This is a genomic window from Bifidobacterium sp. LH_417, from assembly GCF_056357035.1.
The window spans coordinates 507,048-529,668 of the sequence record NZ_JBKEVI010000001.1 but is presented as its reverse complement, the minus strand read 5'-3'; the positions used below and the strand labels follow the sequence as shown (position 1 = coordinate 529,668).

Here is a 22,621-nt window from a genome sequence, read left to right as displayed (position 1 = left end):
ACGAACACAGTAGCAATCAGAACAGGCACATCTCGATGGTCCGCTTGCCGCGCAACGTATCCATCCACTCGGCGGGAATCCCCTCCACGCCATAGACGATGCCGGCCAGACCACCGGCGACGGCGGCCGTGGTGTCCGTATCGGAACCAAGGTTCACGGCCTTCAGCACACAGTCCGCATACGAGTCCGTAGTCAGCAGGCACCATACCGACGCAAGCAGCGTGTCCAGCACGTACCCGCCGGAACGAATCGACTCCTCCGGCAGCGAGGCCACGTCGGCGCGCACCGGTCTTGCCTCCGTCAACGCCTCACGCGGCGAACGCCCATCGACCAGCAGGCGGGCGAACGCCACCAGCCGCACGCACGCGTCCATGCTCGTCTCATGGGCGTGCGTGATCGCGCTCACCGCACGGATATCATCATCGGTGGCGTGCGTGAAGGCGAGAGGAATCGTGCGCATCAGCGAACCGTTGCCGTTGTCCCGTTCGCCATCACAGCCACGCCCCTGCAATAATGCCTCGACCGTGGTGTTGCCGATGTCGAACAGACCGTCGACCGTGTACGCGTCGTGCCGATACCATTCCTCGAACCGCGCCCGCATGTCGACCGTATCGATACGCCCGCCGCTCGCACGGACGGAATCGCAGACGGCGAGCGCCATGCTCGTATCGTCACTCCATGTGCCGGCGGGCTGGTCATGCGCGCCATGACCGACCATGCCATCCGCATGGAAGCTTCCCCTCGGTTTGAACTCGTAGGGCACGCCAAGCGCATCCCCCACTGCCTGTCCGTATACGGCATCACGCAACGTCGCGACCATGACCGTCTCCCTTCCCATGTCCATTTCCGGCTTATCGAAAGACCTGCCATCAAGAATAGCCCATAGTTCCGTGGTCTGGCACCTCCCGCCGATGACGCTAGAATGGGCCGGTATGAGCGAGCATTCATCCCGACCGACACACGTCTCTGGCTGGCCGAAGCCGTCGCAGCATGACTGCCGCGGCACCTGGAACGCCCCGAATCACGCCGGTGACAACGTCAAACTCCCTGCCAACGCGAAAGCCCGCACCCCGGCGAGGTCCGGCCGACGGGCGATGCCGTTCAAGGCGACCGGACACAAGGGCGGCATCAGCTTCCGTTGATATGGTGGCGGCGGCGTTCAGCATCGCCATTGCGAGTATGGACCTGTATGGTTCAAGGGCGGACCTGTATGGTTCAACCATCGATATGCATGGTTCGGATACGAATGTGCAGGATTCACGCACGGACGTGTACCTTATCGGGCTGAACGTGTGGAGTTGCGTTCCGAAGAGCCCGGCGACATCGCCGTTGCGGGCACCACGGTTTGGCGGATTTCCAAGGATTTCGCACGGATGATTCCTCGCATGATTGACCGTCTTCGGAAACCTACCATGCAGGTTGGCCATGTTGAGGTACAGGTTGCCGACGAAATCGTACACATCCGTTGGGGAACCGTACACATCCGCATCGGAACCATACACATCCATCACCCTGCCGCCAGATACCACGCCGGCGTGCCAGGATGACGCAATCTCTGCGACACGGTACGGGATTACCATCGCACGGCAACGGGGATTTCAGATCCCCCGACATCCCAACAGAGCGGACTCACCATAGCGGACGCCTATGGAACCGCATAGGGCGCATGAAGAAAGGCAGGCACATCCATGAAGATGCTCACCGTAGGACCGAAGGACATCCACCAGTTCGACACGGTCCGGGAATTCGCCGAGGAATTCAAGCTCGGTCCGCGCGACCTGGTCGTCACCATCGGCATGATCCACGACGCGTTCCTCGAACCCCATCTCAACGGCGCGAACGTACTGCTCGTCGACAAGTACGGCAACCAGGAGCCGACCGACGTGATGATCGACGCGATCATCGAGGATGCGCAGGCGTTCGACTACGACCGCATCGTCGCGATCGGCGGCGGCGCGGTGATGGACATGTCGAAGATCGTGGCCGTGGCGGGCGGCGCGTCAATCGACGAGGTCATCGACCATCTGCCCGATTTCAAGCGCACGGTGGGTCTCGTGCTCGTGCCCACCACATGCGGCACGGGCAGCGAGGTCACGGAGATCGCTGCCATCAACCGCACGCGTCTCGGCTGCAAGGCGGGCATCGCCGGCCCGGAGATGTTCGCCGACCATGCGGCGCTCATCCCCGAGCTCCTGTACGGCCTGCCCGACCACGTGTTCATGACCAGCTCGCTCGACGCGCTCGTGCATTCGGTCGAGTCCACGCTCTCCCCGAACGCGACCCCGTACACGCGCCTGTTCGGCTATGAGGCGATGCGCATGATCGTGGGCGGATACCAGGCGATCGTCGAGGCCGGCGGCCCGGATGACGACGCCGAGAAGCGTCGCGTGAAGCGCAACGAGCTGATGACCGACTTCCTCATCGCCTCCGATTATGCGGGCATCAGCTTCGACACGGGCGGCTGCGCGGCCGTGCACGCGCTGAGCTACCAGCTGGGCGGCAAGTACCATGTGCCGCACGGCGAATCGAACTATGCGATGTTCACCGGCGTGCTGCGCAACTACATGGAGATCAAGCCGGATGGCGAGATCGCGAAGCTCAACGCCGTGCTCGCCGGACTGCTCGGCTGCGATGTGGCCGACGTGTATGACGAGCTGGAGCGGCTCATCGACCGGCTGCTGCCGAAGAAGGCGCTGCACGAGTACGGTGTGACCCGCGAGGATCTGCCCGAGTTCACGGATCGCGTGATGACGACGCAGGCGCGTCTCATGCGCAACAACTACGTGCCGCTCGACGCGGCCCGCGTGCGCAAGATCTTCGAGGAGCTGTACTGAACAATCCCTGGCGCCGCGTCCTGACGCGTCGTACCGAGAGCGCGTGCCGGCGCGGCACCCGGCGGTACCCGGTGGCCCCGGCACGCGCCCGGCAAGCGCCCGGCGGCACCCGGAACACCGCCCCGGCAAGCACCCGGCGGCCACCGGAACACCTCACCGGCACGCGCTCGGAGGAATCAGAAGAACAGCACCGCCGCGCCGGCGGCGAGACACATGAGCAGCACGGACGTGAGGAAACTCGCCAGCAGCGCCATGCGCCCCTTCGCGGCGATGGCCTTGAAGTTCACGTTGATGCCGAGCGCGGCCATGGCCATGCCGAGCACGATGTAGGCGAAGTCCACGAGACGCGGCGTGATCGCGGCGACGCCCGGCACGAACGTGCCGATGACGGATGCGCCGATGAAGCCGAGCATGAACCAGGGGAACACGTTCGCCGCGCTCCCCTTGCCCGCGTCGCCCGCGTGGCCGCGCCCCCACCATGCGGCGATGGCGACCGCGGCGACCACGAGCATGAGCACGCGCGACAGCTTCATGATGGTGGCGACGTCGACCGCGCCGAACGCGTCGCCGGCGGCCACCGCGTGCGCGATCTCATGCAGGGACGCGCCGGCCGTGATGCCGAGCTGCGTCGTGGTCATGCCGGTGAGTGGGCCGAGGGCGATCTCGGCGAGCGCGAACACGGTGCCCATGATCGCGACGATGGCGACGGCCATGGTCACGTCGTCGTTCTTCTCGTCCTGCCGCTCTTCGGGCACGCGTATGGAACCGGCCAGTCCCATGACGGCGGCCGCACCGCAGATGCCGGTGCCTCCCGCGGTGAGGATGGCGAGCATCGGGTCGACGCCGAGCCGGCGCGCGATCGCATAGCATACGACGATGGCGAACGTGACGACGAGGGCCGCGAGCGGCAGGCATTTGGCGCCCTGCGTGAACAGGACGGCGAGGTTCAGTTTGAATCCGAGCAGGATGATGCCGAGACGCAGCAGTTTGTTGGAGATCAGTCCGGCCGCGTCCTTGACGCCGGCCTTGCGGGCGTCGCGGCCGCGCACGTAACCGTCGCGGACGGGCACCTGAATCGCCATGCCGATGAGCAGGGCGATGATCAGGGCGCCGAACAGGCTGAATCCGGGGAATTGCTTCAGCCATGAGGCGACGAGCGACGCGGCGAGCGTCACGGCGGCGACGAACGGCATATCGATGGTGGCGATGCGCTTCCACCATTTCGCACAGAACTTCTTCACGTCGTGCGATTCAACCAGATTCCGCCGACCGTGATTTCGCCGACCGTGCGGCTGCGGACTAATACAGCCGCATGCCCTGCGGGACCGGGGTGAATCCGGCCTGGTGGAGGACGTGCATGTACGGGTTGCGCGCGTTCAACGGCACGCCGTTCACGTCGGCGAACGTGACCGTGCCTATGCCGCTTCCACCGCCGGCGGCGAGTCCGCGGCGCAGGGCGTAGGCGAGTTCGGTCAGCCCGAGACGCAGGCCCACGTCGGTTCCGGCATCCGGAGCTTCTCCCATCACACCGGCTGCCGTACCGTTTCCGGCTGCCGTACCGTTTCCGACCGCCATACCGTTTCCGACCGCCATACCGTTTCCGACCGCCATACCGTTGCCGACCGCGGCACCACCGCCGAACACCGTCAGATGCTTCGACTTGGGTGTCGCATAGGCGACCGGCGTGCCCTCCGACAGTACGACGATGCCGCCTTCGCGTCGAAGCGGCCTGGACGCACCCGGCGGCGTGGCCGGCCATGGCAGCGCCGACCCGTACAGGTTCGCCGGGTCGAGCACGCCGAGCGCCACGGGGGAACGCATACGACTTCGCGTCCCATCGGTTCCCGTCCCGTCTCCCCCGCCGGACTCGGCACGGCGCAGCGCGTCGACCGTCTCCCGTTCGGCGAACTGGGATGCGCCGAAACCTTCCACGAACAGACCACGCACGAGCCGGCCATGCTCCTCCATGCGCGTGAGCAGCGGATACAACGCGGGAAACCCTCCAGGAACGTGTTCCCTGTCCACGATCGGCTGGGCGATGACGCCGTACCGGTCGAGCAGGATCTCCACCAGTTCGAGCGCGTGCCGTTCGTCGCGGCTGTCCGTCACGTCCGCGCCATCCGCACCGACGGCCGACCACATGCCCGTCAGCGTCATCGGCGTCACGGCCCGCATGCGGATGCGGCGACGTGACGCGCGCGCGGGCGTATGCGTTCTGTGTGTTCCTGCACCCAACGCGCGTACGGGGGCGAACGAGCCGTTGGTCACCTTCCCTTGCCAGACGAGCGACCACAGCGCCTCCTCGAATCGTCCCGCGTTCCACTCCGGCATAAGAATTTCGCCAGTGGAGGCGTCGATGTCCGGCTCGGCGATCGTGGCCCAGACCCGTTTGGCGGCGTCGGCGAGTTGGACCGCATGGTAGGCGCCGCCGGAGGCCAATGCCGCGAGGACGGCGGCGGTGTAGGGGGATTCCCCTTCGGCGGTCTCGTCCCCGGTCGTCCGATGGGCGACAACCTCCTCGCCGGAGGGAGCCAACACGGAATCGGCGGGATGGAAGGCGACGAGGCCCGGCTCGGAGGGTTTCGTGGCACCGGTCTTGGAACCGATCCACACCGCCTCCCCACTGGAGAGCAGCTCGTCGAGCATGGCGGGCGTATACCCGGCCACGCGTGCGGGGAACACGGACGACTCCCAGACGGCGGCGGGCAACGCCACGCCCTCCAATTGTTCGATGACGCGCATCAGCCCGTCCGCTCCCTCCAGTCGTTCGCCGCCGACCGGGCCGACACCCTGCCGTTCCAGCAGGAACGTCTGGTACATGGCGGGCGCGACGGGGCGTATCGCCTCGCGCGCCTTGACGAGCGAACGCGCGCGGATGCGGCGGAACACGTCACGATGCAGCCATTGCACGACTTCCCCCGCAGCGCCCACATCGGCCGCGCCCAATGCAGTCGCCCCCGGGCCGGACTCGATGCCGTTGCCGCCCGCATCGGCCGTACCCGTGTCGGCTCCGGCATCCGCAGCGTGGGTGTCCACAGCCGCGGTGAACCGCCCGGAGAGCAGTTCCCCACGCTCTTTGAGCTCGTCCAGTGCATGCACGGCCTCGGCCGCGCCGACACCCAACTCGGCGATCATCCGGTCCGCGGTGAACGGCCCGTGGGTCTTCGCGTAGCGGGTGACGCGTCCGGTCACATCGTCGGGCGCGAGTTCGTTCCAGAATGTGCGTCCGGCGAGTTCTCGCTCGACCTCGGCGATTACGTCCGGGTCGAGCACGGCGCTCATGTCGGTGTCGCCGAGCAGCCGTTCGAGCACGTCCGGATCCATGGACAGCATGCGCACGCTGCGTTCGGCCTGCGGCACATCGTACTGGTACATGACGGAGCCGACGAAGCCGAACAGCAGGTTTTCGGCGAACGGTGACGGCGTTTCGGTCGTCACGTCCTTCATGGCGATGGTTCCGGCGTCCAGTCTGGTCAGCAGGTCGCGCAAGGCCGGCAGATCGTAGACGTCCTGGAGGCATTCGCGCGCGGTTTCGAGCAACAGCGGGAAGTTGCGGCGGGTGCGCGCCGCGGCGAGCAGCTGGGCGGCGCGGAGCCGCTGCTGCCACAGCGGCACGCGCCGTCCGGGGTCGGTACGCGGCAGGTAGAGCGATCGCGCGGCGCATTCGCGGAACCGTGCCGCGTACAGCACGCTCTCCCCCACTTGGGTTTCGACGAGTCGCGTGAGTTCGTCCGGATCGAACAGGAGCAAGTCGCGTGCGGATATCGTCTCCACGCCGTCGGGAATGCGGATGACGATGCCGTCGTCGGCCGCATATACCTGTCCGTCGAAGCCGTAGCGGCGTTCGAGCCGCGCGGTGATGGCCATCGACCATGGCTCGTGGACGCGGCGGCCGTATGGCGAGTGGATGATGACGCGCTGATCGCCCTCCTCGTCCGGGCATCGTTCGACGACGATGGTGCGGTCGGATGGGACGACGCCGGTGGCCGAACGTTGTTCGGCGAGCAGCCGGGCGAGGTTGGCGATGGCGTTGCGGTCGAGGCCGTCGACGCGGAGACGGTCGAGGACGGCCGGAGTGAAGGAAGGCGACGACGGCTTCCCTTCAGCGGCACTGCGAGAGGCCTCGACGAGCCCGGCCACGGTCTCACGGATGAACCGGCCTTTGGCACGGCCGAAGCCCGCGTCGCGGCCGGATTCCTCGCCATGCCAGAACGGCAGTCGTGCGGTGCGTGCGGGCGCGGGCGTGACGACCACCTGGTCGCGCGTGATCTCCTCGATCCGCCACGTGGAGGTGCCGAGGGTGATGATGTCGCCGACGCGCGACTCGTATACCATCTCCTCGTCGAGTTCGCCGACCCGCCGCCGCCCCTGATTGCCGTCCGCTTCGGGCAGGACGACCGTGTAGAGGCCGCGATCGGGTATCGTGCCGCCGGAGGTGACGGCAAGCCGTTGCGCGCCGGGACGTGCGGCGATGCGGTTCGCCTCGTGGTTCCACATGAGCGGCGGGCGGAACGCGGAGAACTCCTCGGTGTCGTAGGCGCCGGTGAGCATGCCCATGACGGCATCGAACATGTCGCGGTCGAGCTCGGCGAATGGTGCCGCACGGCGCACGGCTGTATACCATGCGTCCGGGTCGAGGTCGTCCATAGCGGCGGCCGCCACGGTCTGCTGGGCGAGGACGTCGAGCGGATTGCGCGGCACGGCCAACGGTTCGATATCACCGGCACACATGCTTTCGACGGATGCGGCGACGCCGATGATCTGTTCGCGCGTCAACGGATAGAACAGGGCGTGCGAGACGCCGCCGACATGATGGTCGGCGCGGCCGACGCGCTGCAGCCCGGATGCGACGGACAGCGGCGGCGCGATCTGGATGACGAGATCCACGGAGCCCATGTCAATGCCGAGTTCGAGGCTGCTCGTGGCGACGACGCAGCGCAGTTCGCCGCGTTTGAGCCGTTCCTCGATCTGCTTGCGCCGGTCCTTCGACACGGAACCGTGATGCGCCATCGCGATCACGTCGGAGTACAGGTCGTTGAGCCGCGCGGTGAGCTTCTCAGCGAGTCCACGTGAATTGACGAACACGAGCGTGGTTCGGTGCGCGAGAATCTCGTCGAGCACGCTCGCCTCGACCATCGGCCATATCGATCCGGCCGTGCGATCTCCCGCCGCGCCGGTGATCGCCGTGGAGGAGCCTCGGGCACCATCACCGTGCACGTCGTCATCCGCCGCCCGGCCGCCGTCCGCGCCGGCGAGGCCCTTGCGCTCGGCGAGCCGGCGCATGGCGGGCGTCACACCGGAGATGTGCGGCGTGCCCGCGTGTGGCCCGTCGGCGTCCACGCCGCCGGCGCGGTTCGGCACGTTCGCGGATGCGAGGTCGCGCATGTCCGCCAACGGTTCGACGACCTTCAGATCCATGCCCGGCCGCGTACCGGGGTTCACGATCGTGACCGGCCGGTTCCCGCCGAGGAAGCGCGCCGCCTCGGCGGGCGGATTCACGGTGGCGGACAGGCCAATACGCTGCACACGACGTACGGTACCGGAGTCACTCGTATTGCGAGCGTCGCCGGTGACGAGGTCGTCGAGCCGTTCGAGGCTTAAGGCGAGGTGCGCGCCGCGCTTGGTGCCGGCGAGCGCGTGGACCTCGTCGACGATGACCGTGTCCACGGTCCTGAGGATGCGTCGTGCCTTGGAGGTGAGCAGCAGGTAGAGCGATTCGGGGGTGGTGACGAGGATGTCCGGCGGGTGCGCGGCGATGGCGCGGCGATCTTTGGGCGTCGTATCGCCGCTGCGCGTGGCGACGCGGATGTGCGGTGCGGGCCGACCGAGTTGTTCGCATGCGCGGGCGATGCCGTCCAGTGGCGCTTCGAGGTTCCTGGCCACGTCCACGGCGAGGGCCTTCAATGGGGAGACGTAGAGGATGCGCACGCCGCGGGCGTCGCGGGTTGTGGCGCTTCGCGCCTGACCACCCCCAGTCGGCATAGCCGACAGCCCCCGCCGGCGGGGGCAGGAATCGGCACCGCCGTCCGTATGCGACGCGTCGGTGCGAGGGCGGGAATCAAGATCCGTAGGTACGGCCGTTCGCCCCTGCCGGCGGGGGCGAGAATCGGCACCGTCGTCCGTATGCGATGCATCGGCGCGGGGGCGAGAATCAAGATCCGTAGGCACGGCCGTTCGCCCCTGCCGGCGGGGGCGAGAATCGGCACCGCCGTCCGTATGCGACACGTCGGTGCGGGGGCGGGAATCGGCGCAGGGGGCCATGAGCCGGTCGATGGCGGAGAGGAAGGCGGCGAGTGTCTTGCCGGAGCCGGTGGGCGCTACGACCAGCACGTTGCCGCCGGATCGGATGGCCGGCCACGCCTCGCGCTGCGCCTCGGTCGGCTCACCGAAGGCACGCTGGAACCAGACCCTTGTGGGTTCGGAGAACGCCGCCAATCCTTCGCACATATGTTCGATTATCGGCTGTGCGTGCGACAAGTGCTTCACGAACGTCGTATCGCCCGGAATGACGATCTCCGCGCTACGGCCCGGCACCCGCCCTGGAAGGAGCAGCCCGGGTGCCGGGATACGTCATGCGCGCTTGCGGCGCAGCGTCTCGTGCATGACGACCATGAGGACGAGGAATGCGAGCAGGTAGAACGGGAACAGTCCGATGCTCACGTATTGGGCGATGAGGCCGAACAGCGGCGGCATGAGCATGGATCCGACGTAGGCGAACGCCATCTGCACGCCGATGATGGCCTGCGAGTTCTCTTCGCCGAAGTAGCCGGGCGTGGAGTGGATGACGCACGGATAGACGGGCGCGCAGCCGAGACCGACGATGACGAGTCCCACGAGCACGCCGATGTGGTTCGGCAATGGGATGAGCATGACGATGGCACCGATGCCGATGAGCGTCTGGCCGAGGCGGATCATCGCCGGATCGGACAGTTTCATCGTGATGAATCCACTCAGGCCGCGACCCACGGTGATGCCGATGCAGAACAGGCTGGCCCAGCGGGCGGCGGTGGTCTTGTCGATGCCCTGGCCGAGCACCATGTAGCTGGAGCCCCACAGCATGGCGGTCTGTTCGATGGCGCAGTAGCACAGGAACATGATGAGGATCTCTCGCGCGCCGCGGATGGCGAGCACGCCTTTGAGACCGAGCGGCTTGCGCGGCTCCGAGGCCGTTTCGCCTTCACCTTCGCCTTGAGGAGCCGTGGTCGAAACCGCGTCAACGGTCGAAACCGCACCGGTAGCCGCCGGCCCGCGCGACTTCCATAGCGGCAGGCTGAACACGAGAACCACGGTGAGCACGACCTGCAGCATGCCGATGTAACGGTATCCCCACGGCCACCCCTGGCCACCGGCGAGCGCGTAGCCCATCACATACGGGCCGATGAGCGCGCCGACGCCCCACATGCAGTGCAGCCAGCTCATGTGGCGGCTCTCGTAGTGGATGGCCACGTAGTTGTTGAGCGCCGCGTCGACGCCGCCCGCGCCGAGGCCGTATGGGATGGCGAGCAGGATCAGCACCCAGTAGCTGGGCGCGAAGGAGAAGCCGAACAACGCGGCGGCGGTGATGCCGACCGACACGGCGGTGACGCGTCCCGGACCGAAGCGCAGGGTGAGCCTGTCGGACAGAAGCGCCGAACAGATGGTCGCCGCGGAGATGGTCATCGAAATGCCGCCCGCCCATGAGACGGACGCGCCGAGGTCCTGACCCATCGTCGGCCATGCGGCACCGAGCAGGGCGTCGGGCAGACCGAGTGAGATGAAGGCGACGTAGATGACGGCGAGCAGCAGGCTGGCCATGGCTTCTCCTCCACTATGCGGGGTTGCACGGGTTCGCGCGAAGACCACGCGGAATCGCGTCGGACGGCGGTTTCCGCCGCGTCACGACGACGCCACCCGTTATGTACGCTCGTACATAGTAGCGGGAGGCGTGGAATTCCCGTGCCGCGTCCGAGTCGTCACGCGGAGAAGTAGGCGACCACGTCGGCGGCCGACCCGAACGAGGCCTGCGCACCGAGACGCGTGGCGGCATAGCCGGCCACGTAGGAGGCCATCTGCGCGGATTCGAGCAGCGAATAGCCGGCCGCCAATCCGGACAGCACGGTGCCCATGAACGCGTCGCCGCATCCGGTCGTATCCTTCGCCGGCACCTTGGCCACGTCGACGCGATACCACCGGTAGTTCTCAATGACGACGGACCCCTGATCGCCCAGTGTGACGATCGCACGTTCGAACCCGTAGTCGGCGATGCGCGAGACCACGTCGTCCCAGTCGCAGCCCGACCAGTCGCCGCCGTCCGGTTCGTCCAATTCAAGCAGCTGGGCGGCCTCATGCTCGTTGACGAGCAGGATGTCGGTGGAGGTGACGAGTTCGTGCGGCAGCTCCGGCAGGAACGGGGACTCGTTGAGCAGCACGGTCACGCCGTCCTCGTGCGCGGCCTCGGCGGCAGCGATCACGGTGGTCATCGGGCTTTCCAGGCACAGGCCGAGCACGCTCGCCTCGGCGAGCGCGTCACGGTGCGACTGCACGTAGCCGGCGCTCACCTTGCCGTTCGCGCCGGGCGAGTAGACGATCGTGTTCTCGCCGTCCGCGTCCACGGTGATGACGGTGGTGCCGCTCGCTCCCTCGGTGCGGAGGATCTCGCTGGTGTCGACGCCGGCCGCGTCGAGTTCGCCGAGCAGGAAGTCGGCGTTCGTGTCGTTGCCGACGGCGCCGTACATGCACACGTTGGCGCCGAGATGCGCCGCGGCGGACGCCTGATTCGCGCCTTTGCCACCGGGGAGAATCCTCAACGCCCCGCCCCGGACGGTTTCGCCGGGTTCGGGCAGCCGGCGGGCGGTCACGGTGTAGTCGGCGTTCATCGAACCGACGACCGCCACCGAGCCTTCGGCGCGTTCGAGGCTGAGCAGCCGGTCACGCACCTCCTGCGGCATGACGGGTCTCGCCCCGCCTTCGAGCACGACGGTGGGGATGACGCCGGTCATCACCACCGGCTTGAGCCCGGAACCGGTGCCGTTGGTGACGATGACCGGCATGGACTGGGTGACCGACTGGACCACCGACTGCGCGAGCGACGGCTTGGACGCACGGGCCGCCGACTGCGCCACGGACTGTTGGACGCCGGCCGGCACCTGCACGACGGGCTGCGTGGCCGTGGGCGCCTGCACGACCAACGGCTGGGATTGGGATTGGGTGAGCGGGGACGGCACGCCACCGGCGGCCACCTCCTGTTCGACCGCCTGCACGAGGGAGGCGAGGCTCTCCTGCGACTGGATCTTCGACCGTTCGCTCGACGGCGTGACGGGAGGGATGGCCGCCGGCATCATGTCGGCAGCGGGATGGACCACGGGAATGCGCTCGGTGTCGGCGGGTGGCTCCGTCGCCTGCTCCTGCGCCACGCGTGCCGACGGGACGACGCGAATCGTGTCGCCGTCCGCCATGTCGCCGCTCTCTTCTGCGCTCATCTCGGTATTCACGTGGGACAAGCATAGTCCCGGAGGCACCCAATGCGCCGCAGATACGGAAAGCGCCCGGCTGCAACCGTATGCAACCGGGCGCTTTCCGTATCCCTCCGCATGGGATGCGGCGACGATCAGGTGTCGATCTTGGAACGGTCGAAATCGTCGGCATTCTCGACGATGAACGCCTTGCGCGGCGGCACGTCGTCGCCCATGAGCAGGCTGAAGATCTCGGCCGCCTGGGCGGCGTCCTCCATGCGGATGCGGCGCAGCATGCGCGTGCGCGGATCCATCGTCGTGTCGGCCAGCTGGTCGGCGTCCATCTCGCCCAGACCCTTATAGCGCTGGATGTCCGGGTTGTAGGAGATGTGGCGACGATCCAGATCGGCGAGCTTGCCGGCGAGCTCGTCATCCGAATACGTGTAGATGTATTCGCCCTTGTGCGAGCCGGCGAGCGCGATGCGGTGCAGCGGCGGCACGGCCGCGTACACGTGGCCGTGTTCGATGAGCGGACGCATGTACCGGTAGAACAGGGTGAGCAGCAGGATGCGGATGTGCGCGCCGTCCACATCGGCATCGGTCATCATGATGACCTTGTTGTAGCGCGCCTGCTCGATGTCGAAGCTCTGCCCGCTTCCGGCACCCACCACCTGGATGATGGCCGCGCACTCCTTGTTCGACAGCATCTGAGTGATCGACGCCTTCTGCACGTTGAGGATCTTGCCTCGAATCGGCAGGAGCGCCTGGAAGCCGGAGTTGCGGGCCGCCTTCGCGGTGCCGAGCGCGGAGTCGCCCTCGACGATGAACAGTTCGGCCACGTCGTCGTTGCCCGGCTGGCAGTCGGACAGCTTCGACGGCATCGACGCGGATTCGAGCGCGTTCTTGCGGCGCGTGACCTCCTTGGCCTTGCGCGACTGGACGCGGGCGTGCATCTCGCCGACGATCTTCTCGAGCACGCGCGCCGACTGCTCCTTGTAGCCGCGTTTGGCGCCGGTGATCATCTCACCGAACTGCTTGTCGGTCATGCGGGTGACGATCGGCTTGACCTGCGCGGTGCCGAGCACGTCCTTGGTCTGCCCCTGGAACTGCGGTTCGGCGATGCGCACGGTGACGACGGCCACGAGACCGGCCATGATGTCGTCGCGTTCGACGCGCATGTGCTGGTCCTTGAGGTTCACCTTGAGCTTGCGCGCGTTCGCCTCGACGGCCTTGCGCACCTGCCGGGTGATCGAGTTCATCAGCCCGTCGACGTGCATGCCGCCGCCGGGCGTCTCGATGATGTTGACGAAGCTGCGCATCACCGTGTCGTAGCCGTTCACCCATCTCAGGGCGATGTCGACGCCGCAGGTGCGCGTCACGTTCTGGGCGTGCAGTTCGCCGTTCTCGCCGACGGCCTGCGTCTCCTCCTCGTAGGTGCCTTCGCCCTGGATGCGCCAGATGTCGGAGATTGGTTCGCCGTGGGAGAGGAAGTCGACGAAGTCCTTGACGCCGCCGGTGTGGAGGAACTCCTCGACGCGGGCGTGCGTGTGCGCGGCCGCGTCGGCCTGCGCCACGGCGACCGCCTCGGACGGCTCGGCGACCCCGGACGCGGCGGGCGCGTCGGAGTCATCGGGGGTCTCGGAGGCCGTCTCCGTCTCGGAGGCGGCCGTGGTCCCGGCCGGCGCGACGGCGTCGACCTCGCGCATCTCGTCGAGCGACGCGTCGCCCGTCTCGGGCACGTTCTCGTCGACGACGGTGATCTTGAGACCCGGCACGAGGAAGCTGGTCTGGCGCACGCGGTCGATGAGCTGCTCGTAGGAGAATTCGGCGGTGCTGTTGAAGATCTCCTTGTCCGCCCAGTAGCGGATGCGAGTGCCGGTGCGCTTGGCGGGCACCTTGCCGACGATCTCCAACTCGGTGGGCCGGTTCTTGCGCGTGCGCTTGAACGGCGAGTCCGGCGAGGGGTTCGCCGGGTCGGCGTCCGCGTACACGCCCGGATGGCCCTGATGGAACGACATGTGGTGCGTGAGCCCGTCGCGGTCCACCCACACGTCGAGACGGGAGCTCAACGCGTTGACGACCGACGAGCCGACGCCATGCAGGCCGCCGACCGCGTTGTAGGAGGAGTTGCCGAACTTCGCGCCGGCGTGCAGCTTGGTGAGCACGACCTCCACGCCGGTGAGCTTGGTCTTCGGCTCCTTGTCGACCGGGATGCCTCGTCCGTCGTCCGCCACCTCGATCGATCCGTCGGTGTGCAGCGTCACGACGATGTTCGTGCAGAACCCGGCCAACGCCTCGTCGACGGAGTTGTCGATGATCTCCCACAGGCAGTGCATGAGGCCCTGCGAGTCGGTGGTACCGATGTACATGCCCGGACGCTTGCGCACCGCGTCCAGGCCTTCAAGGACGGCCAAATCCTTGGCGCCGTATTCCTCTTTCGCCATAATCCCCTAGTGTTGAACGATGGTTGGTCGGCGGCCGCCGATCACTGATCCAGGAAGTCGCGCAGCGTCTGCGAACGGGACGGGTGGCGCAGCTTCGACATGGTCTTCGACTCGATCTGGCGGATGCGTTCGCGGGTCACGCCGTACACGCGGCCGATGTCGTCGAGGGTCTTCGGCTGGCCGTCCTCCAGGCCGTAGCGCATCTTGATGACGCCGGACTCGCGCGGCGACAGGGTCTCGAGCACGCTCTTGAACTGCTCCTGGAGCAGCGAGAACGCGACCGCGTCGGACGGGGCGATGGCGTCGGTGTCCTCGATGAGGTCGCCGAACTCGGAGTCGCCGTCCTCGCCGAGCGGGGTGTGCAGCGAGATCGGCTCGCGGCCGTACTTCTGCACCTCCTGCACCTTCTCGACCGGCATGTCGAGCTCGCGCGCCAGCTCGTCCGGCGTGGGCTCGCGGCCGAGGTCCTGCAGCATCTGGCGCTGCACGCGGGAGAGCTTGTTGATGACCTCCACCATGTGCACGGGCACGCGGATGGTGCGCGCCTGGTCGGCCATGGCGCGGGTGATGGCCTGGCGGATCCACCAGGTCGCGTACGTGGAGAACTTGAAGCCCTTCTTCCAGTCGAACTTCTCGACGGCGCGGATCAGGCCCAGGTTGCCTTCCTGGATGAGGTCGAGGAAGAGCATGCCGCGGCCCGTGTAGCGCTTGGCGAGGGAGACGACGAGTCGCAGGTTGGCTTCGAGCAGGTGGTCCTTGGCCTTCTTGCCGTCGTTCGCCGCCCACTTGAGCTCGCGCTTGCGCTTGAAGTCCATCGTGTCGCCCTCGGTGTCCAGCAGGTGCTGGGCGTACAGGCCCGCCTCGATGCGCTCGGACAGGTCGACCTCCTGCTCGGCGTTCAGCAGGTTGACGCGGCCGATCTGCTTGAGGTAGTCCTTGACCGGATCGGCGGTGGCGCCCGCGGTGATCACGCGGCGCTTCGGGTTGCCGACCTTGCCGCCGCGGCGGCGCGGACGCGGCTCGTAGTCGTCGTCATCGTCGCGCACGACGAAGGCGCCCTTCTGCTTGGGCTCCTCCGTTTCGGCGGGCTTGTCGTCATCATCGTCATCGGAGTCGTCGTCATCGTCGAGGTCGTCGTCGGAATCCTCGTCGTCCGCATCATCCGACTCGTCGTCGACGTCGCCGCCGTCGATGTCCTCGTCGAGGTCGTCGAGATCGTCGACGTCGAGATCGTCCTTCTCGTCGTCCAGCTCGTCGACCTCGTCCGCCTCGACCGGCTTCGCCGGCTCGTCCTTCTTCCTGCGCGGACGCTTCGCGGCGGCCTTGCGTGCCGTGGTCTTCGCGGCCGTCTTCTTCGCGGCCGTCCTGCGCGCGGTGCTGGCTTTCTTGGCGGCGGCGGGCTTCGTGTCCTTGGTGTCCTCGGTCTTGTCGCCGGCCGTCGTGCTCTTGGTAGCCAAACTGTTCCTCCTCGCGGTTCCTCGCCCCGCCTCATATACCACAAGGGCACACTTCTGGCAAGGGCAAATCGTCAACTATGTGAGTAAACCACCCCATAGGGACGATTATTCCCGTCGCGAAGAAACCCGCGCGCCCGGACGCGCCACGGCACCGCTCAAGTGCAGCTGCACGCCGGTCCCAGACCGCGTTCCGACGCGCCCAGCACGATCGCCGCCAGCGTGCAATCCTCGTCGGCGGCGAGCGAGCGCAGCGCGTAGACGGGGGCGCGGCAGTCGCCCAGCCACCACAGGATGTAGGCGATCGCGGCGAACGGCTGCGCCGTCATCGACAGCGGCATCAGGCACGCCATGGCGGAGAACATGGTGATCCCCGCCTGGCAGCGGTCCATGTCCGGCCCGTCGTCGTCCTTGAAGGCGGCGGTCATCAGGTCGCGCACCAGCGCGGAGACGGGAGGCGTGCGCGGGCGCGACAGGATCGTCATCAGCGTGTCCCTGTCGCAGGCTGCCCGGTCGACGATCAGCGAGAGGATCAGCGCGTCGCGCATCGCCAGCACCTCGTGCATGCCGACGGCGATCGTGGCCATCGTCTCCTCGTCGAGGTCGACGCGGCCGTGGTCGATGTTGTCGAGCCACTCGTCGAGCGGACCGTCCATCCACTCGTTGTTGCCCGATTCCGGGCCGCGTTCGCGCCGATCGGCGCGCAGGCGCCCCACGAGCCCGTCGATCACGTCGGCATCGAGCTCGTCGAGCCCTTCGAGGAACTCGCGGCACTCGTCCGGGCTGTCGGCGTGCACGGGCCGCTGCCTCCTCCCCTCGGGGCCGGGCGGATCGTGCGGATTCGCGTTACGGGTGCGTCGGTGCTTCGTCATGGCATCCTCCTTGATGGTCGTTCGATGGTCGTTCCGTCACGGCCGGGGTTCCTCGGCCGTGATGCCAGTATGACGGCGCGGACCCGCCGCGCGCACGCTCCACGGCCAATGTGGTCAGTACCCTGCGAGGCCTTGGAACCATTGGGTTCTTGTGTTCGGCGCACATTGTGGATAACTTAGAGGCATGTGCTTGAGAGACGTTGACCGTTCCCTGATTGAACCGCGTATCGCCGCCCTGGTGGCCGAACGGGCGGGCGTGCCCGCCGAAGGCGCCGCCGAGGCCGGCTCCCCCATCCCCGCCGCCTGCCGGTCGATGATGGACGCGGTCGTACGTCAGGGCGTGACCTCCAGCGAAGGCGGCAAACGTCTGCGCGCGCTGCTCGCCCTCGCCGCGTACGACGCGTTCGGAGGGGACACGGCGGCGCGCGACGCGATGGTGGATATGGCGTGCGCGATCGAGGTGTTCCAGACGGCGGCGCTCGTGCACGACGACATCATCGACGACTCCGACCTGCGCCGCGGCAAGCCAAGCGCGCACCGGGCGCTGGAGGACCGCACCGGCGACGCGGCGATCGGCCGCGGGTTGGGGCTCATGCTCGGCGACCTGCTCGCCACCGCCTGCGTCGACATCGCCAACAGCGCGGCCGCACGGCTCGAGAACCCGTCCGCGCTGGTCTCCGCGTTCCTCACCATGCAGCGCGAGGTGGAGATCGGACAGGTGCTCGACCTCGCCGTCGAACAGGCGTCGCTGGCCGACCCGCAGGCGCTCGCGGAGGCGTCGCTCGGCGTGTTCCGCTGGAAGACGGCCAGCTACACGACGATCGCGCCGCTCGAACTCGCACTGCTCGCCGCCGGCGACGCCCCGGCGGACGCGCGCGCGAAGGCGCTCGCCGTGGGTGTGCCGCTGGGTCTCGCGTTCCAATTGGAGGACGATCTGATCGACGTGATCGGGTCGAGCCGCACGAGCGGCAAGCCGGTGGGCGGCGACATCCGCGAAGGCAAGCGCACGGTGCTGCTCGCCGACGCGCTCGAAGCCGCGTCCGACACGGAGCGCGCCGAACTCGTCGCCATGTTCTCCGCCCCCGCGCGCGACGAGGCGGACGTACGCCGCGCGATCGGCCTGTTCGCCTCCACCGGCGCCGTGGACCGTTCCCGCGAACGCATCGCGGACCTGTGGACGCAATCACGCGAGGCGATCGACGCGCTCGGCCTCGGGCCGGCCGCGCACAGGCGCCTCACGGACGCGTGCGCGCGTTTCGTGCCGGACGTGGCCGAACGCTAGAGTGGAACGGCAAGGGAGTCTTCCGCTGCGGCGCGCGCGGCGGGAAACGACCCGGTGATTTTCGTGAGTGACGTAAGGACACGGACGCAACCCTATGAGTGAAGCCGCAAACACCCCCGTAGGCCAGATGATCGAAGGCCGCTACCGCATCGTGCGCCGAATCGCGCAGGGCGGCATGGCGACGGTGTACGAGGCGCAGGACGAACGGCTCGGCCGCACGGTGGCCGTCAAGATGATGCACACGCAACTTGCGCAGGGACCGCACCGCGACCAGTTCCTCGAACGGTTCCGCCGCGAGGCGCGGTCCGCCGCGCGCATCGCCAACCCGCACGTCGTGCAGGTGTACGACGCCGGCGAATCCGACGGCCGCGCCTACCTCGTCATGGAGTACGTGCACGGCGTGAACCTTCGCCACGAGATGAACGAGCAGGGCGTGTTCAGCGTACGCCAGACGCTGCGCGTCGTCGCCGAGACGCTCGACGGCCTGTCCAGCGCGCATCAGGTGAACGTCGTACACCGCGACATCAAACCCGAGAACATCATGCTCAACGATCGAGGCCGCGTGCAGATCACCGACTTCGGTCTCGCGAAGGCCACCTCGCAGGCGACGCTCTCCTCCACCGGCATGCTGCTCGGCACCGCCGCCTACCTGCCGCCGGAAACCATCGAACGCAACGAGGCGACCCCGCAGGGCGACCTGTACGCGGTCGGCATCATGGCGTGGGAGATGCTCGTCGGCCACGTGCCGTTCATCTCCGACAATCCCGTCACGCTCGTCTTCAAGCACGTCCATGAGGACGTGCCGCCCCTCACCACGCCGTGCCCCGGCATCGACCCGGCGGTCGCACGATTCGTCACACACCTGACCGAACGCGCCATCGACGCGCGCCCCGCCGACGCGACCGCCGCGGCGGCGGAACTGCGCGACGTGATGCGCACGCTGTCGGTGGAGGCGTGGCAGTACCGGCGACCGGCGTCGGCGGATGCCACGGACGCCGCGGACGCCGCCGGTTTCGACGGCGCACGCACGCCGGTCGGCGCACGGCTCGCCGGGGCGGGCCTGCCGCCCGCTCCCCCGGCGACGCCGCAGCCGCCGGCGCCGCCCGCACACGCGGAGCCGTCGCACGAGACGCCATCCGCCAACGCCACGCCGGCCGCACACGATACGACGGCACCGCAGCCGACGCGCGCCCTGCCGCAGGAAACGACGCCCCCCACGCAGGCCGCGGAAACCGAGACGCTGCCGCCGACCACCGCCATCGAGGCGGGCGCCACGCAGGTGCTCGCCCCCATGCCCGAACCGAAGGAGACGCAGGCGCTCAGCCTGCTCGACTTCGCGGACGAATCCACGCTGACCGGACAACGCCCCATAACCGATGCGGCGCCGCGCACCGTGGAATCCAACCCCGCCGTGTCATCCGCCGTCGCGACGACCGACGTGGCGGCGTCGAACGCCGAAACCGTCGCCCTGCAGCCGGTCCAAGGCGACGCACGGACGAACACGGCCGCGGTGTCGCGCCCCACCACCCCGCTCACAGGCGGCTTCGGCGCGAAGACGGCGCCGCCGCAGCACCTCGCCGCCGAACCGACGGCGCAGGCCGCCGCACCGGGCGCGACGACGCCGCGCAAACGCCACGGCAAGGCCATCATCATCACGATCGCCGTGCTGCTCACCATCGCGCTCGCGGCGGGTGGCGGCGGCGCATGGTGGTACTACCGCGGCCCGGGCAGCTATTGGGAGCTGCCGAAACCGGACGACGTGACCTGCGAGACGGACCGCGCCTGCACGCTGGAAGGCGCCGCATGGAAGACGTACGAGAGCACGCTCAAAGTGACGGGCATCCCGTACAAGACGTCGGCCGCGTACAGCGACACCGTCGAGAAGGGGCATATCGTGCTCGCCACGCTGGACGGCAAGGACGCCCAGGTGGCCGCGCACGTGAGCAAACGCCACACGCCCACCCTGCGCGTCGTCGTATCCCGCGGCGTCAGGATGGCCACCATCCCCGCGGACATCCTCGACCCGAACACCGATAACGGCAAGGCGCCGCTCGACGCGTTGAAGAAGGCCGGATTCACGAACGTCAAACACGACGAGTCGAAGGACGTATACTCGGAGACGCTGCCCGAAGGCGCGACCCTGAGCATCTCCCCCGACCCGGGCACCACACTCAAACACAACGCGGAGATCGACGTGGCCCTGTCGAAGGGCCCGATGCCCGTCACCATGCCCGACATCGTGGGCCGTACGAAGGACGAGGCGGCAACCGCGCTCGACGACCTCAAACTCAAGGCGAACTGGAGCGAGGAGTACAGCGACACGATCGAGGCCGGCAAGGTGATCTCCTCGTCCGTCGCGAAGGACACGCAGCTGCATTGGGGCGACTCGGTGGACGTGGTCGTCTCGAAGGGCCCGGAGATGGTGACCATCCCGGACGTGCGCGGCAAGACCTACGACGAGGCGTCCAAGACGTTGGAGGCGCTCGGATTGCAGGTGAAGAAGTCGGCGCCGCTCGGCGACGTGACGCACACGGTGCGCCTGCAGAGCCCCGATCCCGGCCAGCAGGTGCGCGTGCGCGACGAGAAGGGCAACAAGACGGTCGTCACGCTCACCGTGGTGTGACGGCCGCTTCGGCCTCCTTCTTCGCCTTGAGCTCGGCCTTGACCTTCTGCGCGTATTCGGGCACATACTCCTGACCGCTGAGCTTCTGGATCTCCGCGGTCAGATGGTCGGTCAGGGAACGTAGATCATCGTGCGTGATCTCGTCGGCCGCCTTCCTCTCCACGTGGATCGGCTTGCCGTAGATCACCTGCGTCTTGCCCTTCTTCGGAATCGACGTGCCGATCGGCTGGAGCTTATCGGAACCGATGAGCGCGGTCGGCACAATCGGGCAGCCGGTCTCGAGCGCGAGGCGCGCCACGCCCGTATGCCCCTTGTACAGACGGCCGTCGGGACTGCGCGTGCCCTCGATGTGGATGCCGAACAGGTGGCCGTCCTCGATGATCTCACGCGCGTGCTCGAGCGCGCCCAACGACTTGTTGCCGCCGGAACGGTCGACGGGGAACACGCCCACGGACGTGAACCACCACTTCTTGAACTTGCCCTTGACGCCCTTGCCTTCGAAGTATTCGGCCTTGCCCATGAAATGCACCATGCGCGGGCAGGTGATCGGGATGAGCGCGTCGTCGATGACCGCCAGATGGTTGGCGGCGATGATCGCGCCGCCCTTGCGCGGGATGTTCTCCAACCCCTTGGCCGTGGGACCGAGGCGGCGGCGTGCGATGGGACCGAACACTTTGACGAAGAACCAGTAGAGCACTTGGCGTTTCCCTCCCCGCGCAGACCGTGGCCGCGCATTAGAGTGGTATGTATGACTGAACTCAACAATACCAACGCGGACGACGAGCGTACAAACCCCGCTCCGGATGACGACGGGAAGACGGCGAAGACGCCGTCCGACGCCGGACGCGACGAGGCGACGAAGCCCGATCTGGGCAATCTCGACGCGGCGTGGGCGGCGTTCGAGGCGGAGCACAAGGACGAGCTCAAGTCGGTGGCGTCGTCGCGCAATGCGAAACGATTCGAGAAGCATGCGGAGCGCCGCGAGAAGGAACGGCTCATCGACATCGACGACCTGAAGCCCGACGCGTTCTCCCGCACGGGGGCCAGCCATGGGCCGCGCGACTTCACCGGCTCCAGCTGGCTCGACACCGACCGGGTGATGGACGCCTACGATGACGGCGGCTTCACTCCCCCGAACCCCGAGATCGGCCCGGTGAAGCGTTCGACACTCGTGTGCTGGATTCTGCTCGCCGTCGGGCTGGTGGGCTCGATCGCTACGATGTTCATCCCCGGCATCGGCTCGGTGCCGTTCCTCGGATGGCTGCTGAGCTTCGTGTTCAGCATGTGCACGATCATCGGCCTCGGCGGGCTCATCGGCAAGCTGCTGACCCGCCGCCGCCAGACCGGCGACCGCGGCGGCTATTTCGACGACGGAGCCCGCGTCTGAGCGCTTTCGGTTCGGTTTTTCGCGCGCGATGATTCCCGGGAAACGGCCCTATCCTCCGGGATTTGTCGCATTGAGACGATATCAGTGCGATGATTCCCGGAAGAAGCCGCTTATTCCCGGGATTTGTTGCACTGAGTCGGAGTCGGCACAAGAAATCCCGGAGAACAGCCTTGTTTCCCGGGATTTATCGCATTGATGGGGTGCATTGAAGGGGTAGGGGTGTCTGAAGGTGTCCGGCGCGATATTTCCCGGGAATCCGCCCTATCGTCCGGGAATCCTTGCACTGAGCTGAGG

The 22,621-nt window shown here is 67.5% G+C and carries 14 protein-coding genes and 1 pseudogene; 5 read left to right on the top strand and 10 right to left on the bottom strand.

The window, feature by feature from the left end; genetic code table 11:
* Positions 1 to 16 precede the first annotated feature (16 nt).
* The gene (locus AC1AYR_RS02170; RefSeq protein WP_476510867.1) at positions 17 to 820 is read right to left on the bottom strand and encodes an ADP-ribosylglycohydrolase family protein; all 804 of its coding nucleotides are present in this window, start codon (positions 818 to 820) and stop codon (positions 17 to 19) included.
* A gap of 112 nt (positions 821 to 932) precedes the next feature.
* Here AC1AYR_RS02170 and AC1AYR_RS02165 point away from each other — a divergent pair, with 112 nt between their 5' ends.
* On the top strand, positions 933 to 1,142 hold the full coding sequence (locus AC1AYR_RS02165) for a hypothetical protein (protein ID WP_476510868.1): 210 nt from the start codon (positions 933 to 935) through the stop codon (positions 1,140 to 1,142).
* Positions 1,143 to 1,688: 546 nt separating this feature from the next.
* Positions 1,689 to 2,834, top strand: a complete 1,146-nt coding sequence (locus tag AC1AYR_RS02160; RefSeq protein ID WP_476510869.1) for a 4-hydroxybutyrate dehydrogenase — start codon at positions 1,689 to 1,691, stop codon at positions 2,832 to 2,834.
* Between the two features lie 176 nt (positions 2,835 to 3,010).
* Here the strand turns inward: AC1AYR_RS02160 and AC1AYR_RS02155 are convergent, their stop codons facing one another.
* From AC1AYR_RS02155 to AC1AYR_RS02120, 8 genes and pseudogenes are all read right to left on the bottom strand, one after another.
* A complete protein-coding gene (locus AC1AYR_RS02155; RefSeq protein WP_476510870.1) occupies positions 3,011 to 4,075 on the bottom strand; it encodes a YeiH family protein in 1,065 nt (354 codons plus the stop codon).
* A 58-nt stretch (positions 4,076 to 4,133) separates the two neighbouring features.
* The gene (locus AC1AYR_RS02150) at positions 4,134 to 5,654 is read right to left on the bottom strand and encodes an Lhr family ATP-dependent helicase (RefSeq protein ID WP_476555125.1); all 1,521 of its coding nucleotides are present in this window, start codon (positions 5,652 to 5,654) and stop codon (positions 4,134 to 4,136) included.
* Positions 5,655 to 5,885: 231 nt separating this feature from the next.
* Positions 5,886 to 9,281, bottom strand: a pseudogene (locus AC1AYR_RS02145) (DEAD/DEAH box helicase); the annotation flags it as partial.
* A 123-nt stretch (positions 9,282 to 9,404) separates the two neighbouring features.
* Positions 9,405 to 10,628 carry an MFS transporter gene (locus tag AC1AYR_RS02140; protein ID WP_476510872.1) on the bottom strand — a complete coding sequence of 408 codons (1,224 nt, stop codon included), beginning with the start codon at positions 10,626 to 10,628 and terminating at the stop codon, positions 9,405 to 9,407.
* Positions 10,629 to 10,786: 158 nt separating this feature from the next.
* The gene (locus tag AC1AYR_RS02135) at positions 10,787 to 11,761 is read right to left on the bottom strand and encodes a ribokinase (RefSeq protein WP_476511178.1); all 975 of its coding nucleotides are present in this window, start codon (positions 11,759 to 11,761) and stop codon (positions 10,787 to 10,789) included.
* 659 nt (positions 11,762 to 12,420) lie between these two features.
* Positions 12,421 to 14,709, bottom strand: a complete 2,289-nt coding sequence (locus AC1AYR_RS02130) for a DNA gyrase/topoisomerase IV subunit B (RefSeq protein ID WP_034530375.1) — start codon at positions 14,707 to 14,709, stop codon at positions 12,421 to 12,423.
* A gap of 41 nt (positions 14,710 to 14,750) precedes the next feature.
* On the bottom strand, positions 14,751 to 16,166 hold the full coding sequence (locus AC1AYR_RS02125) for an RNA polymerase sigma factor (protein WP_034530379.1): 1,416 nt from the start codon (positions 16,164 to 16,166) through the stop codon (positions 14,751 to 14,753).
* 155 nt (positions 16,167 to 16,321) lie between these two features.
* Positions 16,322 to 17,035: a hypothetical protein gene (locus AC1AYR_RS02120; RefSeq protein WP_051923093.1), complete on the bottom strand. Its 714-nt coding sequence runs from the start codon at positions 17,033 to 17,035 to the stop codon at positions 16,322 to 16,324.
* Between the two features lie 184 nt (positions 17,036 to 17,219).
* Between AC1AYR_RS02120 and AC1AYR_RS02115 the strand changes: the two genes are divergently transcribed.
* Both AC1AYR_RS02115 and AC1AYR_RS02110 read left to right on the top strand, forming a co-directional pair.
* The gene (locus AC1AYR_RS02115; RefSeq protein ID WP_034530380.1) at positions 17,220 to 18,317 is read left to right on the top strand and encodes a polyprenyl synthetase family protein; all 1,098 of its coding nucleotides are present in this window, start codon (positions 17,220 to 17,222) and stop codon (positions 18,315 to 18,317) included.
* Between the two features lie 94 nt (positions 18,318 to 18,411).
* A complete protein-coding gene (locus AC1AYR_RS02110) occupies positions 18,412 to 20,940 on the top strand; it encodes a Stk1 family PASTA domain-containing Ser/Thr kinase (RefSeq protein ID WP_476510873.1) in 2,529 nt (842 codons plus the stop codon).
* Here the strand turns inward: AC1AYR_RS02110 and AC1AYR_RS02105 are convergent.
* Positions 20,927 to 21,637: a lysophospholipid acyltransferase family protein gene (locus tag AC1AYR_RS02105; protein WP_034530403.1), complete on the bottom strand. Its 711-nt coding sequence runs from the start codon at positions 21,635 to 21,637 to the stop codon at positions 20,927 to 20,929. The genes AC1AYR_RS02110 and AC1AYR_RS02105 overlap by 14 nt on opposite strands.
* Before the next feature lie 51 nt (positions 21,638 to 21,688).
* On the opposite strand from AC1AYR_RS02105, the gene AC1AYR_RS02100 reads away from it, so the two are divergent.
* A complete protein-coding gene (locus AC1AYR_RS02100; RefSeq protein ID WP_034530402.1) occupies positions 21,689 to 22,327 on the top strand; it encodes a hypothetical protein in 639 nt (212 codons plus the stop codon).
* Positions 22,328 to 22,621: the final 294 nt, after the last annotated feature.

Excerpts from the sequence above, each read along its gene's own strand:
- AC1AYR_RS02170 (WP_476510867.1), bottom strand. The coding sequence starts at position 820 with ATGGTCGCGACGTTGCGTGATGCCGTATACGGACAGGCAGTGGGGGAT.
- AC1AYR_RS02165 (WP_476510868.1), top strand. The coding sequence starts at position 933 with ATGAGCGAGCATTCATCCCGACCGACACACGTCTCTGGCTGGCCGAAG.
- AC1AYR_RS02160 (WP_476510869.1), top strand. The coding sequence starts at position 1,689 with ATGAAGATGCTCACCGTAGGACCGAAGGACATCCACCAGTTCGACACG.
- AC1AYR_RS02150 (WP_476555125.1), bottom strand. The coding sequence starts at position 5,654 with ATGTACCAGACGTTCCTGCTGGAACGGCAGGGTGTCGGCCCGGTCGGC.
- AC1AYR_RS02140 (WP_476510872.1), bottom strand. The coding sequence starts at position 10,628 with ATGGCCAGCCTGCTGCTCGCCGTCATCTACGTCGCCTTCATCTCACTC.
- AC1AYR_RS02135 (WP_476511178.1), bottom strand. The coding sequence starts at position 11,761 with ATGCCGCAGGAGGTGCGTGACCGGCTGCTCAGCCTCGAACGCGCCGAA.
- AC1AYR_RS02130 (WP_034530375.1), bottom strand. The coding sequence starts at position 14,709 with ATGGCGAAAGAGGAATACGGCGCCAAGGATTTGGCCGTCCTTGAAGGC.
- AC1AYR_RS02120 (WP_051923093.1), bottom strand. The coding sequence starts at position 17,035 with ATGACGAAGCACCGACGCACCCGTAACGCGAATCCGCACGATCCGCCC.
- AC1AYR_RS02115 (WP_034530380.1), top strand. The coding sequence starts at position 17,220 with ATGTGCTTGAGAGACGTTGACCGTTCCCTGATTGAACCGCGTATCGCC.
- AC1AYR_RS02110 (WP_476510873.1), top strand. The coding sequence starts at position 18,412 with ATGAGTGAAGCCGCAAACACCCCCGTAGGCCAGATGATCGAAGGCCGC.
- AC1AYR_RS02100 (WP_034530402.1), top strand. The coding sequence starts at position 21,689 with ATGACTGAACTCAACAATACCAACGCGGACGACGAGCGTACAAACCCC.